Origin of the sequence: Colwellia sp. Bg11-28 (assembly GCF_002836245.1) — a bacterium.
GTDB classification, from domain to species: Bacteria; Pseudomonadota; Gammaproteobacteria; order Enterobacterales; family Alteromonadaceae; genus Colwellia; species Colwellia psychrerythraea_A.
Map to the genome: position 1 here is coordinate 1,100,396 of NZ_PJBA01000018.1, position 16,096 is coordinate 1,116,491.

Sequence of the window (16,096 nt, forward strand, 5' to 3'; positions counted from 1 at the left end):
TCAAGCCGCTCTTAAAGAGCGGTTTTTTATGGCGAAACTTTAAGTATCATGTGTACTCTCCTTGCCTAGTCAAAGCTAACCGATAAAGCTGTACATAAAACCAGTAAACGCATTATACTTAAGCCTTTGTTGTTAATCACTAACACTTGGATATGGCTTGAAACTCTATATTGCCGAAAAACCGAGTTTAGGTCGCGCTATTGCTGCCGCATTACCTAAGCCACAAAAAAACCATAAAACACATATTGAGCTCGCTAACGGTGATGTGGTCAGTTGGTGTATCGGACACATTTTGGCGCAAGCAGATCCTGAAGACTATGATGCCGAATTAAAAAAATGGCGCATGGAAAGTTTGCCTATAGTGCCGCAGCAATGGCAATTAAAACCCATTGCTCGAACTCGCTCACAACTCACTGTCTTAAGAAAATTGGTGAAACAAGCCGATGAAATTATTCACGCAGGCGATCCCGACAGAGAAGGTCAATTACTCGTTGATGAAGTGATTGATTACTTTAAATTATCCAAAACAAAAAAAGCTAACATTAAACGTCTGCTGATCAGCGATTTAAACTTACCTGCCGTTAAGCGAGCCCTTACGTCACTAAAACCTAATAGTGATTTTATGCCGTTATCTATTTCTGCTTTAGCACGTTCACGCGCTGATTGGCTTTATGGTATTAACCTTACCCGTGCATATACATTGCAAGGGCAAAAAACCGGTTACAACTCGGTATTGTCCGTAGGTCGTGTGCAAACACCTTTGTTAGGTTTAGTGGTTAGGCGTGAGCAAGAAATATCAGAATTTGTCAGTAAACCTTTCTTCCAAGTTCAGGCTCATATTGCACTAAGTTCAAAGGACGCCATCGCTTTTACAGCAAAATGGCAACCAAGTGAAAACTGTCAACCATATTGCGATGAAGAAGGTCGAGTTTTGGTAAAAGCATTAGCAGAGAATGTCGTTAAACGCATTGCTAACCAACCCGCAACAATCAGTAATATTGACAGTAACGAAAAACAACAAGCCGCCCCATTGCCCTTTAATTTATCGCAATTACAAATTAGTGCTGCTAAGCAGTTTTCTATGAATGCCAAGCTTGTGCTTGATGTTTGTCAGGCTTTATATGAAAGACATAAACTGATTACTTACCCACGTTCAGATTGTCGGTATTTGCCTAAAGAGCAACTAAAGCAAGCAAGTGGCATTGTTAATACACTCGCCAACTCATCATTACCTTGTAATAAACCCGCTCAAGGGGCAAATACTTCTTTAGTGAGTAAAGCATGGAACGATAAAAAAATAACCGCCCATCATGCAATTATCCCTACCGAGAAATCACCTGAGAACATCAATTTAAATACCTTTGAAAAAAATGTCTATTTACTGATTGTACGTCAATATTTAGTACAGTTTTATCCTGCCTATATTTATCAGCAAACCAAAGTGGAATTATTAATTGCTGGCGGGAATTTTATGAGCCAAGCAAAAACAGAAAAACAACTGGGCTGGCAAGTCTTATTCCCAAAAAGTAATAAAACGAAAAACCAAAGTAAGTTAGAACATGGGCAAGAACAAGAGCAAACATTGCCCCCTTTAACAAAAGGGCAACTATTACATTGCCAACAAGGCGAATTAATAGAAAAACACACGTCACCGCCGCAATCTTTTACTGATGCAACGCTGCTCGGTGCCATGACCGGTATTTCCCGTTACGTCAATGATGCGGCCATTAAAAAAGTACTGAAAGAAACCGATGGTCTGGGTACAGACGCTACTCGCGCCGGCATTATAGATTTACTTTTTAAACGCGGGTTTTTACAACGTCAAGGCAAAGCGATCACCGCAACGGAGGTTGGTGTTGCGTTAATCACCGCCCTGCCCACCATGGCTACTTTGCCAGATATGACAGCACAATGGGAAGCAACACTCACGGCAATCAGTGAGAAAAATGCCAACTATCTAAGCTTTATGCAACCTTTAACAGTTATAGTCAATGAGATGGTACAAGGTGCCAGTCAGCAATCTTTTTCTGGTTTACCTAAGGTTGCTTTTAAGCCTAAACGCGGCAAACGAACATTTCAGAAGAAAGCGGTAAAAAAAGCAAGTTAGCGCCAAGCTACTTGTCTGAAGGTAAACTATACAAAGGTAATTAATCTCAAATATCTTTAAGAGGTAGAAGTTGATTAGTCTTTTTCTAAGGCGAATTTAGGCGTTAATAGCTTGGCTGTTACAAGTGAATTTAACGCTGAAGTAAGTTGGACTTAACGTAAACTATTTTTTAATGCGCCAAGTAATGCCATATAAATTGGATCACAAAACTCAGTAACCGCCTTTTCATTATCTGAAGTGAAACTAGAGCTCCATTCAACCAACACACCCGTGCTACTTTCAGACAAATTAACCATACCTAAATAGTTATCTACCGCTGACTTAGCAATAGCATCTGGCCCATCATCAATAGAATAAGTAAAAGTATAATTACTGGAATCTAGTGATACTAAGGTTTCGTGAATAGCATCATTTAAAATGCGCTTAGCGCCTACTTCAGTACCACTAGCAGGGCCTACTTTAACTAAAGAGGTGATCACCCCTTTCGCCCACGACATATCATGAAAGTTGCCTATTTGTTGCCAAACTGCTTCGATTGACGCGTCAATGACTATATTGTTGTAACATCTACCCATGAGTAGCACCTGATTGTAGAACATAAAATATACAGTTAAGTTTATGCCATCACAGTAAAATTGCCAAATAACAGGAAACTGATAATACACAACTCAACGTGTCTATACTCAATCCAGATAAAGATGAGGTTTCAGCTGGCAATAGAAACGCCTTTAGACAAGGCATTGATAGCGTTCCATTGTTTAAAGGAATAACGCAGAAGAAATTGCCTTTCGGGGGATGTCTGAGGAAATTAAACTCTTCAAGTGGCTTGGATAGATAATCTATGGTCCTCATTATCCCCAAGCAAACACTTTTCTATCGTCTCAGATTGTAATATCATCGAAAATATTCTGAGTAAAAAGCAAAGAGAGCAAGATGATTATTCTGCAAAACGCCATGGAAAAAAGTAACTTATATAAAGTCGATGAATTTGGCGTGAAAAATTACAACTATGGCATATTAGCAATACTTTCCTTCGTCCTATTTGCCTTTATTAATATCAGCTTAGGTTATGTCACCTTTGTAGCAGAAACCGCCGTAGAGGGATCACCCGTAAAGAATTATGCTGATGCTTTTTGGCTGATGCTGATGTCATCAACCACCATCGGCTTTGGTGATGTCTATCCAATTACGTTAGAGGGTCGTATTGCTGTTTTTACTATGTTCATTTTAGGTGTCGGCATATTAGGTGGTGTAGGCGCTGTTTTTGCCAATAAGATTTTTGGCTTTGCTGATACCAATATAAAAAATCGAGAACTTAGACAGCAAAATGAAGAAATCTTGTTACAAAATGATAAGATTTATCAAAAATTAACCGCATTAGAAGATAAGCTAGAAGCGTTTAATAGAGAGACGAAATAATAGATCGAGCTTGAATAACTAGCTCAATATCAAGTTTCCCTTTGAAGATAATACTTTAGCCAAACGTTTAAGTGTACTTGTTCAAGATTAACAACCTCAAATAGCGCTGTTATAAGAGCCTTTCTTAAGCAATATTTAGTCATGTCATCGTCAGGTAAAACCGCAGCCTAATGCCCGTATCAAGGTAACAAATGATGTTTTACTATCTTCCTTAGCGCATCTGATGTATAACAGCGCAATGAAAATTCCAAAGCGACTATTGCCTCTCGTAGAAGAAGGCTTAATTGATGAAGTGCTCAACCAATTAATGAGCGGTAAAGAGGCCACTGTTTACCGAGTTCGTTGCGGCGATGAAATTCGCTGCGCGAAAGTCTATAAAGAAGCCACTAAACGTAGCTTTAAAAAAGCATCACAATACACTGAAGGTCGAAAAGGCCGCAGTAGTCGACGTGCTAGAGCAATGGAGAAAGGCTCTAAGTACGGTAAAAGCCAACAAGAAACCGCTTGGCAAAATGCTGAGGTTGATGCTTTATATACCCTTGCAGAACACGATGTACGTGTCCCACAGCCTTATGGCTGTTTTGACGGCGTATTATTGATGGAACTGATCACTGACGAGCAAGGTGATGTTGCACCACGACTTAATGATGTTGTTATGCCAGCAGAACAAGCGATAGAAGATCACGCTTTAATGATGATTTATATCATGCGCATGTTATGTGCAGGTATAGTACATGGTGATCTATCTGAATTTAATGTCTTGGTAGATGCTTATGGCCCCGTTGTTATCGACTTGCCTCAAGCAGTTGATGCCTCAGCCAATAATAATGCCAAAGCAATGTTACTGCGTGATGTCAACAATATCACTACATATTACGCCCAATTCGCCCCGAACTTAGCATTAACCAGATTTGGCGAAGAGATGTGGGCACTGTATGAAGCAGGTGAATTAAGCGATACTACTAAATTGACAGGCCTATTTGCAGAAGACACTCAAAGCGCCGATGTTGAGACGATATTAGCTGAAATTCAAGCGGCTTTTGAGCAAGAGCAGGACCGACTTGCCTATCTCAAAGAAGCTGCTGAGCAAGATTAATTTAAGGCACTTTTTCCTATAGCCCTATTTTAAATAATTACTAAAATAAAAAAGGCACATTAACCTAAGTTAATGTGCCTTTTTTGTTATTACTTCTTAGTATATTTCTCTAACCATTTAAAAACTTCGTCATACCAAACCACTAAGTTGTCAGGTTTACGAATATGGTGATCTTCATCTGGAAACATCACTAAACGACTATCAATGCCTTTACGCTGCAAGGTGGTAAATGCCCCTAAACTTTGTGCGTAAGGGACACGGTAATCTAATTCACCTTGAATCACTAACATAGGTGTTTGCCAGTTATTAACATAAGCAGATGGATTGAATTTAGTGTAATCAGGGCTTACTTTGCCTTTAGCACTACCATTTTCTTTGCCCCATGAAGGACCGCCCATATCATACTCTGGGAACCATAACTCTTCAGTAGATTGATAAAAACTTGGCATGTCATATAAACCTGCGTGATTGATCAAACACTTAAAGCGAGTAGGCCAATTTCCGGCTATCCAGTTCATCATGTAACCACCGTAAGAAGCACCTAAAGCACAAGCATTATCACCATCTAACCAAGGCTGGTCTTTGACGATAAAATCTAACCCTTTCTGTAAATCTTCTAATGGTTTACCACCCCAGTCACGACTGATTGAATGGGTAAATTCTTGTCCATAACCCGTAGAACCGTGGAAGTCGACCATAACGACACCATAACCCTGCGCTGCCCATAATTGGGCATTCCAACGATAATGGAACATATTGCCAAAACTACCTTGAGGACCACCGTGTACTAAAAAAGCGATAGGGTATTTTTTACCTGCTTCAAAGTTAGCTGGCTTTAACCAATAACCGTGCACGGTTTCATCATTCCAACCTTTGAAGTTAAATTGTTGGTAATCAGCAAACTTTACGTCGCCCAGCTTATCTTTATTGATGTGAGTTAATTTCGTTAAGTCATCACCATGGTTATCAATGGAAAAAATATCTTGCGGTGAATTTAACGTATGGCGAGTAAAGTAAACTTTATTACCGTGGCTTGAGATATCACCATTACTACCAACATTAGAAATGCTACGCACTTCATCAAACTCAGGAGTAATAGAAAAAATACTTTTTTGGCCAACATCTTGCGCCACAACATAGACAGAATTGTTATCTGGTGCGAAAGCTAAGCTACCAATTGAACGATCCCAATCAGCAGCAACTGCGCGGATTTTTCCTGTTCTGTTATCACGTAACTGTAGGGTAAACTTATCTGCTTCATAGCCTGCTATTTTCATGGCTTTATAAGCAAGATATCTACCGTTGGGTGAATAAACAGGACTTGAATCCCAGGCGTTATTCTTTTCGGTAATATTCTTTAGATTAAAAGCTGTTTGCCCTTTTGCAAGAGACACTTCAAAAATATCAAAGTTAGTGCTCCAAGCATGATCTTTGGCTGCGGCTTTACTTGAGGAGTCTTTCGCTGAAAAGGCTAAAGATGTTGCATCAGGGTGAATACTTACTTGGCTAATACCTGCAAAATCACTTACCCAATTTGGCATAATATCTTGCGCATGCTTAAGCTGACCGTTTTTATCGGCATGAGCAATAAATAAATGTTCTTTATACTCTGTTGCCCATGCATCCCAATGGCGAACCATTAATTGGTCATAGGCACGAATATTATATTTTTTCTCTTCATCCGCTTTCTTTGCTTCAACGGTGCAGGTTAACGTTTCACAGCCTGGCTTAACGGTAAAGGACAAAGCGAACACTTGGCCATTTTTAGATAATTTAAACCCGTTAACTTCTACCGGAAAATCTGATATTTGCTTAGCTGTCTGATCTTGTAAATCCTGCTGCCAAATTTGGCTACTACCATTACGCGAAGAGAGGAAATACAAAGATTTTCCATCATCAGCCCAGACAACATTACTTTCAGCTTTCTCATGCTCAGTAAGTTGTGTAATTTGGCCCGTTTTAATATTTTGTTTATATAAGTGATTGTCTTTAGAGCTACTGCCTTTTTTCAAACCATAAACCAGTACATCACCTTGAGGAGATAAAGTGACATCATGCAGTTGGTTTAATTCATTAAGTTTTTCAACAGTGAACACTTCAGACACTGAGTCTGCTGCTTTGACCGAAGTTACCGCCGTCATTAATGAAAGCGCTGCAAAGCTAAGTAATTTTTTCATAAGAGTCTCGAATAATTGTCAACTCAGCAAGAATATACAATCCGCATACGTTACACAATTACTTACCTGTATAGCTTTAACTTTAGCACAGTAAAATTCGACTACGACGTACACAGTTTTTTACGTTAGCGCATAAAGATGATGTTAATGAAGACTGAAAGACTCGCGCAATGTTAACAAATATTTGGAGGTCATCAGTTAGACGTTTAAATAATATACAGCTATGATTAAAGCGCTTCATGGAAGTAGGCCATCTCTTGATAGTGATGTTTGCGATCTGTAGTAAATGAGTATGGTTCATATACAACAATCAATATTAATGGATTTATTATGCTTAAAAAAATGTTTTTAGTAATCTTACTATTACTCTTTTGCCAAGGTTTTGTTTACGCTACAAAACTACCAACAAGAATATCCTATATTACCATTCCTGTCGTAACGCCCGCACAAAGCTGGCAGGTATCTGCACAATTACGCGTGCCAAGAAACTCAAATTCCGCAATTCCCGCCGTTGTTATTTGGCATAGTTCTGCAGGTGTTGATAGTACCGGGGCTTTTTATGCCCGCGCACTCAATCATAGTGGTATTGCGACCTTAGAACTTGATTTATGGGGTGCACGTGACTTAGCTGGAGGAAGCGAGAATAGACCTGAGTCTCCACAAGAAACCTTACCAGATGTTTTTGCCGCTCTCGCTTATTTAGCTCAGCATCCCAACATAGATAAAGATCGCATTGGTGTTATTGGCTTTTCTTGGGGAGGCATTTTATCTATGCTAACCGCAACAGAGCAATACATGTCGATGACTGGTTTACCCTACCGTTTTGCTGGGCATGTAGCTCACTACCCTCTTTGCTGGTTATTTAATTTTGCACCTGGTTTTGAGTTTGATAACTTTACCGGTGCACCCGTTCTCATTCAAACCGGCGCCAAAGATGATTATGATTTACCCGAAACCTGCCCCGCATTAGTAGATAATCTATCTGAACACGATCAATCATTTGTGAAGGTTAAAGTTTACAAAAGAGCTTTTCATGCATGGGATCGATTAGAGCCTAAATGGATCGTTGACGACCCCTTTTCACATTTAGGCCAAGGTGGACTAGTAACATTAGCACCTAACATACTCGTTGCTTATAAATCTCGATATCGGGTAATAAAGTTTTTCACTGGGTTATTTAATTTACAAAAGAGTAAATATAATGAACATGATAAGAATGAATAGTATTACCGTTAATGAGGTAACCGGGTCATAAATACAAACAGCCCGATGTTATGTTTAATAACTCGGGCTGTTTCAGTACGTATTCAAGTATAAATTAAGTTAGCTACTTGTTTGCTTGTTTCGCTTTTTTATCATTTTTCTCTTGGCGGCGTTCTTCAATAATATTTTGAATATCTCCACCTATGTGACTTTCACCACGCTCTTCAGCTAAAGAGATTTGACGTTGACGTTCAGCATAACGGCTACGTTGTTGTTCAGACACTTTATCATGACAACGGTGACAGCTTACGCCTTTAACATAATGCTCACTTTCTTTTTCTACGTCAGTTAACGGAAAACGACAGGCAAAACATTGATCGTATTGACCTTGCTCTAGTTCATGATTAACTGCAACACGACCATCAAAAACAAAACACTCACCTTCCCACATAGTCTCAGTACTTGGCACTTCTTCAAGGTACTTTAAGATGCCACCTTCAAGGTGATAAACCTCTTCAAAACCTTGTTCTTTTAGGTATGCCGTAGATTTTTCACAACGAATACCACCAGTACAATACATGGCAACTTTCTTGTGTTTATTCTTATCTAGGTTCTTTGCAACATAATCAGGGAATTCACGGAACGTTTCGGTGTTCGGATTAATAGCATTTTTAAAGGTACCAATCTCAATTTCATAATCGTTACGAGTATCAACTAAGACCACCTCTGGATCAGAAATTAAAGCATTCCAATCTTTTGGTTTCACGTAAGTGCCAACCACTTGGTTAGGATCAATACCTTCAATACCCATAGTGACGATTTCTTTTTTCAATTTCACTTTCGTGCGATGAAATGGATTTTCTTCACTATAAGATTCTTTATGAGAAATATTATCTAAACCGGGTTGTTCACCTAAAAGAGCAAGTACTGCATCAATACCCGTTTGCGGACCTGCAATAGTACCGTTGATACCTTCAGCAGCCAATAATAGGGTACCTTTGACGTCAACACTGGTCATTTTATTTGATAATGGCTCACGTAATGCTTCAAATGCGTCTAAACGCACGAACTTATATAATGCACAAATAGTGATAGTTGACGCTGTTTGTATTGTCGCAGACGTCGATAACTGTTTTTCTGATGAACTCATGGTCTCTCCATTGAGCTAACTGGAACGTAAATCCAGAGCTGTAGATTAAATTTTTAAAATCAATAATAAACGTAACTTATTACTTCCCAAATAAAGTATTAAATAATGTACCTAATAAATCACCTAAGCCACGTTTTAGGGAGGCATATTCTAGCAGAATTATTTAACAATAAACATAGCGCACAAAGTAGACGATATATAGCGCAACTATATTAAGATAAGAACAGATAGGAATAACATTAAGCGCAAAAAAAAACGCCACCTTGCATCAGCAAGGTGGCGTTTATCAGCTAAATTTATTCGCTTTCTCAACGCTAACAAATTCAAGAACAAGAAAGAAGCACGGAGCCTATGACTATAGGTGAGTACTTCTAACGCTGTTATTGAGCTTGTTAGCTAAGAGCTGGCAATAAATTAGGCTTCTACTTGTAAAATTACAGTATCTGCTTTTGACGTGTACTCTTCCATCTTATCAAAGTTCAAGTAACGATAAGTATCAGCAGCAGTAGCATCAATTTGAGAGGCATACTCCATGTATTCAGCCACACTTGGGAGTTTACCTAAGATAGCACCAACACCCGCAAGTTCTGCTGACGTTAAGTAAACGTTTGCGCCAGTACCTAAACGGTTAGGGAAGTTACGTGTTGAAGTAGACAACACCGTCGTATTATCACCGACACGTGCTTGGTTACCCATACACAGTGAACAACCCGGAGTTTCTACACGAGCGCCGGCTTTACCATAAATGTTGAAGTAACCCTCATCTTTAAGTTGTGCACTATCCATTTTTGTCGGTGGTGTAACCCACATACGTGTTGGTAATGAGCCACCAAATTTTTCGATAAGCTTACCAGCTGCACGGAAGTGACCAATGTTAGTCATACATGAACCGATAAATACTTCATCAACTTCAACACCAGCAACGTCTGATAATAATCGTGCATCATCAGGATCGTTAGGACAACAAACGATAGGCTCTTTGATTTCATTTAAATCAATTTCAATAACATGAGCATATTCAGCATCGCTGTCAGCAGACATTAATGAAGGATTAGCTAACCATTCTTCCATGCCTTTAATACGACGAGTAATAGTGCGAACGTCACCGTAACCTTCAGCAATCATCCACTTAAGCATAACAATGTTAGACGTTAAGTACTCTGCAACAGCGTCTTCTTCAAGTTTGATTGAACAACCTGCAGCTGAACGTTCAGCTGATGCGTCAGATAATTCAAATGCTTGCTCAACGGTTAAACCTTTAAGACCTTCAATCTCTAATACACGTCCAGAGAATTCGTTTACTTTACCTGCTTTTTCAACCGTTAATAAACCATTTTTAATTGCTGTATAAGGAATAGCATGTACTAGGTCGCGTAATGTAATACCCGGCTGCATTTCACCTTTAAAACGAACTAGAACTGACTCAGGCATATCTAAAGGCATTGTGCCTGTAGCAGCAGCAAAAGCAATTAAACCAGAACCCGCAGGGAATGAAATACCTAATGGGAAACGTGTATGAGAATCACCACCTGTACCTACAGTATCAGGTAACAACATACGGTTTAACCAAGAGTGAATTACACCATCGCCCACACGAAGTGAAACACCGCCACGATTCATCATGAAATCAGGCAAGGTGTGATGGGTAATAACATCAACAGGCTTAGGGTATGCAGATGTATGGCAGAATGACTGCATAGTTAAATCAGCAGAAAAGCCTAAACATGCTAAATCTTTTAATTCATCACGTGTCATAGGACCTGTTGTATCTTGAGAGCCTACAGTTGTCATTTTAGGTTCACAGTATTGACCAGCGCGAACACCTTCAATACCACAAGCTTTACCCACCATTTTCTGAGCAAGGGTAAAGCCTTTACCTGTATCAGTAACAGCAACTTGTTTAGCGAATAAATCAGCTTCAGGTAAACCTAATGCTTCACGAGCACGACCAGTTAAGCCACGACCGATGATTAATGGAATACGACCACCAGCACGAACTTCATCTAATAATACTGGGCTAAGTGTAAATTCTGAAATAACGTCACCAGCAGCGTTTTTAACAACACCTTCGTATGGGTAAATGTCGATAATATCGCCCATATTCATTTTTTGTACGTCTAATTCAATTGGTAATGCGCCTGAATCTTCCAAAGTGTTATAGAAAATAGGAGCGATTTTGCCTCCTAAACAGACACCGCCACCACGTTTGTTTGGAATACAAGGAATATCATCACCCATGTACCATAAAACAGAGTTAGCTGCAGATTTACGTGAAGAACCCGTACCAACAACATCACCAACATATGCTAGTGGGATACCGTCTTTTTGTAATTCTTCAATTTGAGAGATAGGACCAACAACTCCATCTTCTTCAGGGGTAATACCGTCACGTCCAATCTTAAGCATTGCTTTAGCATGTAATGGAACATCAGGACGAGACCATGCATCAGGAGCAGGAGATAAATCATCGGTGTTCGTTTCACCAGTAACTTTAAATACTTTAACCGTGATTTTTTTAGCCACTTCTTTTCTAGAAGTAAACCAAGAACCATCTGCCCATGATTGCATTACTGATTTAGCTGCAGCATTACCTGCTTCAGCTTTTTCTTGTACATCATGGAAGGCATCGAACATTAATAAGGTATTTGATAAACCGTGTGAAGCCGCTGAAGATAGTGCTTCATTGTCTAAAAGGTCAATCATCGGTTGAATGTTATAACCACCTAACATGGTGCCTAATAATTGTGTGGCTTTTTCAGGCGTTAAGATAGATGAAATCGCTTCACCTTTAGTCACTGCAGCTAAAAAACTTGCTTTAACGTAAGCTGCATCATCAACACCTGCGGGTACACGATTTGTTAATAAATCAATTAAAAAATCTCCTTCACCGGTTGGTGGGTTTTTAACTAATTCGACTAATGCTGCTGTTTGTTCAGCGTCTAAAGCTTTAGGTACAAGACCTTCAGTTGCACGTTCTGCTACGTGGTTACGATATTCTTGAAGCATGATATTCACCTTCTTATTGGAGACACTAGTCACTTTAGGGATGACTCGATTAATATAGAGCCAATTAAGGACAAAGTTTTTAAGTATCTAAGATTAAAACAGGATTGAAAATTCGTCTTAATAATACAATATTGTCGACACTTTTTGTTACTTACAACTAGTTACGATGGTTATTTTAAATATTCACAAAAAATATAATCATTATACTTCAAAGATATACGTAACTTATTGTTTTTGTTTGTACGACTATAATACTAGTAAATTATTCGTTATTTTTAAAATTGTCGGAAATACCTCGATTCCACTTAAGATTCTATTATGCAAAATAGTTAACCATTAGGCCTGTTAAGATGGCTGCATGATTATAGTTATAGTATAGGGGATAAGATGGTTTTCAGCGATTAGACGGACTTTACATCTGCCAAAATAATCGTATTTTAGTCGCGAACTTGCAGGGATATAGGGGACTTTAGTATTTATACCAAATCCATTAAGGTATTTCCCACTCAGCGAGAATTAAAAGGCTTAGAGGAAAGGCATTGATTGAAGAGAATGGTTATTCAGGAGAATATGCTCCTGCATTCTCTAATAAGCTGCATCCATGCAGCGTCCTTGTCAAAATCAATAACGATGTATATAAGCCTTTACCTTTTATTAGGTACTCGCCCTTGGGAGCTTGTCAGAAAAGCAACAACTGCACAAATTTGTTAGATGTAGAATGACTATACCAGCACAAATTTTATTTGTTCTAACTTCTCTGGCATAGCTCTGAGGTGGGAATAAATTTAATGGAATTGGTATTAACATCACCTTGAAAGAGAATTTCCAGTGTAACCAACAATCCAATATAAGTCACATAACTATATTATCTAGTTGTCATTACTGTTATGAATAGTGCTTATTTAAGCAAATGATTAGTAGTTAGCAGAAAATCAGGTAAAATAGGCGCAAAAATTTGTCCTTGCTAATAATGACAATATTATTAGCCATATTATAGCTAGAGAGAGTATCAGATGAGCTTATATTCAGAGTACATTAAAGAAATAGAAAGTCGTAAAACCGATCTAGGATTGGCACCTTTGCCAATTGATTCTGCCGATTTATTATCTGAGATTATAGCTCAGATTAAAGACTCAGCTAATGCGCATCGCGAAGAGTCTCTTAACTTTTTCATTTATAACACTTTGCCAGGTACAACAAGTGCTGCAGGTGTAAAAGCAACTTTCCTAAAAGAAATCATCCTAGCTGAGTCTGTCGTAGCAGAAATTACACCTACATTCGCTTTTGAATTGTTATCTCATATGAAAGGCGGTCCTTCAATTGAAGTACTTCTTGATTTAGCATTATCTGATGACGCAGCAGTAGCAAAAGAAGCGGCTGAAGTATTAAAGACTCAAGTGTTTTTATATGACGCAGATACAGCGCGTCTTGAAGCAGCTTTTAAAGCTGGCAATGCACTTGCGAAAGAAATTTTAGAAAGTTACGCACAAGCTGAATTTTTCACAAAATTACCAAATGTTGAAGAAAAAGTTGAAGTAGTGACTTATATTGCCGGTGAAGGTGATATATCAACGGATTTACTTTCTCCAGGTCATCAAGCCCATTCTCGTGCTGACCGTGAATTGCATGGCCAATGCATGAGCACACCAGAAGCTCAAGCAGAAATACTAGCATTACAAGTTAAGCATCCTAATGCGAAAGTGATGTTAATTGCTGAAAAAGGCACTATGGGTGTTGGTTCATCTCGTATGTCAGGTGTTAACAACGTTGCACTATTGGCAGGTAAAAAAGCAAGCCCATACGTACCGTTTATTAACATTGCACCGGTAGTTGCTGGTACTAATGGTATTTCTCCAATCTTCTTAACAACCGTTGATGTAACTGGCGGTATTGGTCTTGACCTTAAAAACTGGGTTAAGAAAGTAGATGCAAGTGGCAACGCAGTTGTTGATGCAAATGGTGATGCAGTTTTAGAAGAAGCTTACTCAGTAGCAACTGGTACTGTGTTAACTATTGATACCAAAGCGAAGAAATTATACAACGGTGACAAAGAGCTTGCGGATATATCTTCAGCCTTTACACCACAGAAAGTAGAATTCATGAAAGCAGGCGGTTCTTACGCGGTAACATTTGGTAAGAAATTACAAACGTTCGCAGCTGAAACACTTGGCCTAGCAACACCACCTGTATACGCAACTTCAAAAGAAATTTCACATGAAGGTCAAGGTTTAACGGCCGTTGAAAAAATCTTTAATAACAACGCTGTTGGTGTAACGTCTGAAACACCATTACATGCAGGCTCAGATGTTCGCGTTAAAGTGAACATTGTTGGCTCTCAAGACACGACAGGTCCTATGACATGTCAAGAACTTGAAGCGATGGCAGCATCTACTATTTCTCCACTAGTAGACGGTGCATACCAATCAGGTTGTCATACAGCGTCAGTTTGGGATAGCAAAGCTAAAGCTAACATTCCTAAGCTTATGGCATTCATGAATAAGTTCGGTCTTATTACTGCACGTGACCCGAAAGGCGTTTACCATGCAATGACTGATGTTATTCATAAAGTACTAAACGATATCACAGTAGACGATCGCGCAATCATCATTGGTGGTGACTCGCATACTCGTATGTCTAAAGGTGTAGCCTTTGGTGCTGACTCGGGTACAGTAGCAATCGCGCTAGCCACAGGTGAATCTGCTATGCCAATCCCTGAGTCTGTAAAAGTTACTTTTAAAGGTAACATGCAAGGCCACATGGATTTCCGTGATGTAGTTCACGCAACTCAAGCCCAAATGCTTAAGCAATTTGGTGGTGAGAACGTATTCCAAGGCCGTATCATTGAAGTGCACATTGGTACTTTATTAGCTGACCAAGCATTCACATTTACTGATTGGTCTGCAGAAATGAAGGCTAAAGCGTCTATCTGTATTTCTGAAGATGAAACGTTAATTCAATCACTTGAGCTTGCTAAGAGCCGTATCCAAATCATGATCAACAAGGGTATGGAAAACGAAGCGAAAACCCTTAACGGTTTAATCGCATTAGCTGACAAACGCATCGAAGGCATTAAATCAGGTGAAACTCCTGCATTAGCACCAGATGATAACGCTACATACTACGCAGAAGTTGTGATTGATTTAGATGTTATCGACCAGCCAATGATTGCTGATCCAGATGTTAACAACGAAGATGCATCTAAGCGTTACACCCATGATGTTATTCGCCCTGTTTCATACTACGCTGATAAATCAGTTGATTTAGGTTTTGTTGGTTCTTGTATGGTTCACAAGGGTGATATGCAAATCATCGCTCAAATGTTCCGTAATATGGAAGCACAAGGTAACAAGATAGAATTTAAAGCACCATTAGTTGTTGCACCACCAACTTACAATATTGTTGATGAACTTAAAGCTGAAGGTGATTGGGATATTTTACAAAAATATTCAGGTTTTGAATTTGACGATGCTGTACCTAAAAATGCTGCTCGTACTAAATACGAAAACATCATGTACCTTGAACGCCCAGGCTGTAACTTGTGTATGGGTAACCAAGAGAAAGCTGAACCTGGTGATACTGTTATTGCAACGTCAACGCGTTTATTCCAAGGTCGTGTTGTAGCTGATACTGCTGAGAAAAAAGGCGAATCACTACTTGGCTCTACACCGTTAGTGGTACTTTCAACTATGCTTGGTCGTTTCCCTTCAATCGAAGAGTACAAGTCTGCTGTAGAAGGTATCGATTTAACTCGATTCGCTCCTCCTACGCATGAAATGACTACTAAGTATACTGCTCAAGCAGTACCGGTTAAAGTGGTATAATAGATAGATAGTTAGTGGGTAGAACGTCTACTTTAATAACTAAATAACATAAAGCAAAAAGGGTTACTTAACTGATTGAAGTTAAGTAACCCTTTTTTTTGCCTATGTTTTATATTT

The 16,096-nt window shown here is 39.1% G+C and carries 9 protein-coding genes; 5 read left to right on the plus strand and 4 right to left on the minus strand.

Features of this window, described 5'->3' with window-relative positions; genetic code table 11:
• Positions 1-157 precede the first annotated feature (157 nt).
• Positions 158-2,107 carry a DNA topoisomerase III gene (locus CXF79_RS21935; protein WP_101157896.1) on the plus strand — a complete coding sequence of 650 codons (1,950 nt, stop codon included), beginning with the start codon at positions 158-160 and terminating at the stop codon, positions 2,105-2,107.
• Between the two features lie 152 nt (positions 2,108-2,259).
• Here the strand turns inward: CXF79_RS21935 and CXF79_RS21940 are convergent, their stop codons facing one another.
• The gene (locus CXF79_RS21940; protein ID WP_011045512.1) at positions 2,260-2,682 is read right to left on the minus strand and encodes an SRPBCC family protein; all 423 of its coding nucleotides are present in this window, start codon (positions 2,680-2,682) and stop codon (positions 2,260-2,262) included.
• 358 nt (positions 2,683-3,040) lie between these two features.
• On the opposite strand from CXF79_RS21940, the gene CXF79_RS21945 reads away from it, so the two are divergent.
• The gene (locus tag CXF79_RS21945; RefSeq protein ID WP_101157898.1) at positions 3,041-3,526 is read left to right on the plus strand and encodes a potassium channel family protein; all 486 of its coding nucleotides are present in this window, start codon (positions 3,041-3,043) and stop codon (positions 3,524-3,526) included.
• Positions 3,527-3,764: 238 nt separating this feature from the next.
• Entirely contained in the window at positions 3,765-4,622 is an 858-nt protein-coding gene (locus CXF79_RS21950; protein WP_011045514.1) for a PA4780 family RIO1-like protein kinase, read from the plus strand.
• An 89-nt stretch (positions 4,623-4,711) separates the two neighbouring features.
• Here CXF79_RS21950 and CXF79_RS21955 read toward each other — a convergent pair whose 3' ends face one another.
• Positions 4,712-6,799: a S9 family peptidase gene (locus CXF79_RS21955; RefSeq protein ID WP_101157900.1), complete on the minus strand. Its 2,088-nt coding sequence runs from the start codon at positions 6,797-6,799 to the stop codon at positions 4,712-4,714.
• 330 nt (positions 6,800-7,129) lie between these two features.
• On the opposite strand from CXF79_RS21955, the gene CXF79_RS21960 reads away from it, so the two are divergent.
• On the plus strand, positions 7,130-8,023 hold the full coding sequence (locus CXF79_RS21960; protein WP_101157902.1) for a dienelactone hydrolase family protein: 894 nt from the start codon (positions 7,130-7,132) through the stop codon (positions 8,021-8,023).
• A 103-nt stretch (positions 8,024-8,126) separates the two neighbouring features.
• On the opposite strand, the gene trhO is transcribed toward CXF79_RS21960, so the two are convergent.
• Positions 8,127-9,152, minus strand: a complete 1,026-nt coding sequence (trhO, locus tag CXF79_RS21965) for an oxygen-dependent tRNA uridine(34) hydroxylase TrhO (RefSeq protein WP_101157904.1) — start codon at positions 9,150-9,152, stop codon at positions 8,127-8,129.
• A gap of 414 nt (positions 9,153-9,566) precedes the next feature.
• Positions 9,567-12,158 carry a bifunctional aconitate hydratase 2/2-methylisocitrate dehydratase gene (acnB, locus tag CXF79_RS21970; protein ID WP_101157906.1) on the minus strand — a complete coding sequence of 864 codons (2,592 nt, stop codon included), beginning with the start codon at positions 12,156-12,158 and terminating at the stop codon, positions 9,567-9,569.
• 1,013 nt (positions 12,159-13,171) lie between these two features.
• Between acnB and CXF79_RS21980 the strand changes: the two genes are divergently transcribed.
• Positions 13,172-15,979, plus strand: coding sequence for a bifunctional aconitate hydratase 2/2-methylisocitrate dehydratase (locus CXF79_RS21980; RefSeq protein WP_101157911.1), 2,808 nt, complete (start codon positions 13,172-13,174; stop codon positions 15,977-15,979).
• The last annotated feature ends 117 nt before the right edge of the window (positions 15,980-16,096 follow it).

What these genes read in the sequence shown, in the direction of transcription:
- CXF79_RS21940 (WP_011045512.1), bottom strand. Translation starts at nt 2,682, where the DNA reads ATGGGTAGATGTTACAACAATATAGTCATTGACGCGTCAATCGAAGCA.
- CXF79_RS21945 (WP_101157898.1), top strand. Translation starts at nt 3,041, where the DNA reads ATGATTATTCTGCAAAACGCCATGGAAAAAAGTAACTTATATAAAGTC.
- CXF79_RS21950 (WP_011045514.1), top strand. Translation starts at nt 3,765, where the DNA reads ATGAAAATTCCAAAGCGACTATTGCCTCTCGTAGAAGAAGGCTTAATT.
- CXF79_RS21955 (WP_101157900.1), bottom strand. Translation starts at nt 6,799, where the DNA reads ATGAAAAAATTACTTAGCTTTGCAGCGCTTTCATTAATGACGGCGGTA.
- CXF79_RS21960 (WP_101157902.1), top strand. Translation starts at nt 7,130, where the DNA reads ATGCTTAAAAAAATGTTTTTAGTAATCTTACTATTACTCTTTTGCCAA.
- trhO (WP_101157904.1), bottom strand. Translation starts at nt 9,152, where the DNA reads ATGAGTTCATCAGAAAAACAGTTATCGACGTCTGCGACAATACAAACA.
- acnB (WP_101157906.1), bottom strand. Translation starts at nt 12,158, where the DNA reads ATGCTTCAAGAATATCGTAACCACGTAGCAGAACGTGCAACTGAAGGT.
- CXF79_RS21980 (WP_101157911.1), top strand. Translation starts at nt 13,172, where the DNA reads ATGAGCTTATATTCAGAGTACATTAAAGAAATAGAAAGTCGTAAAACC.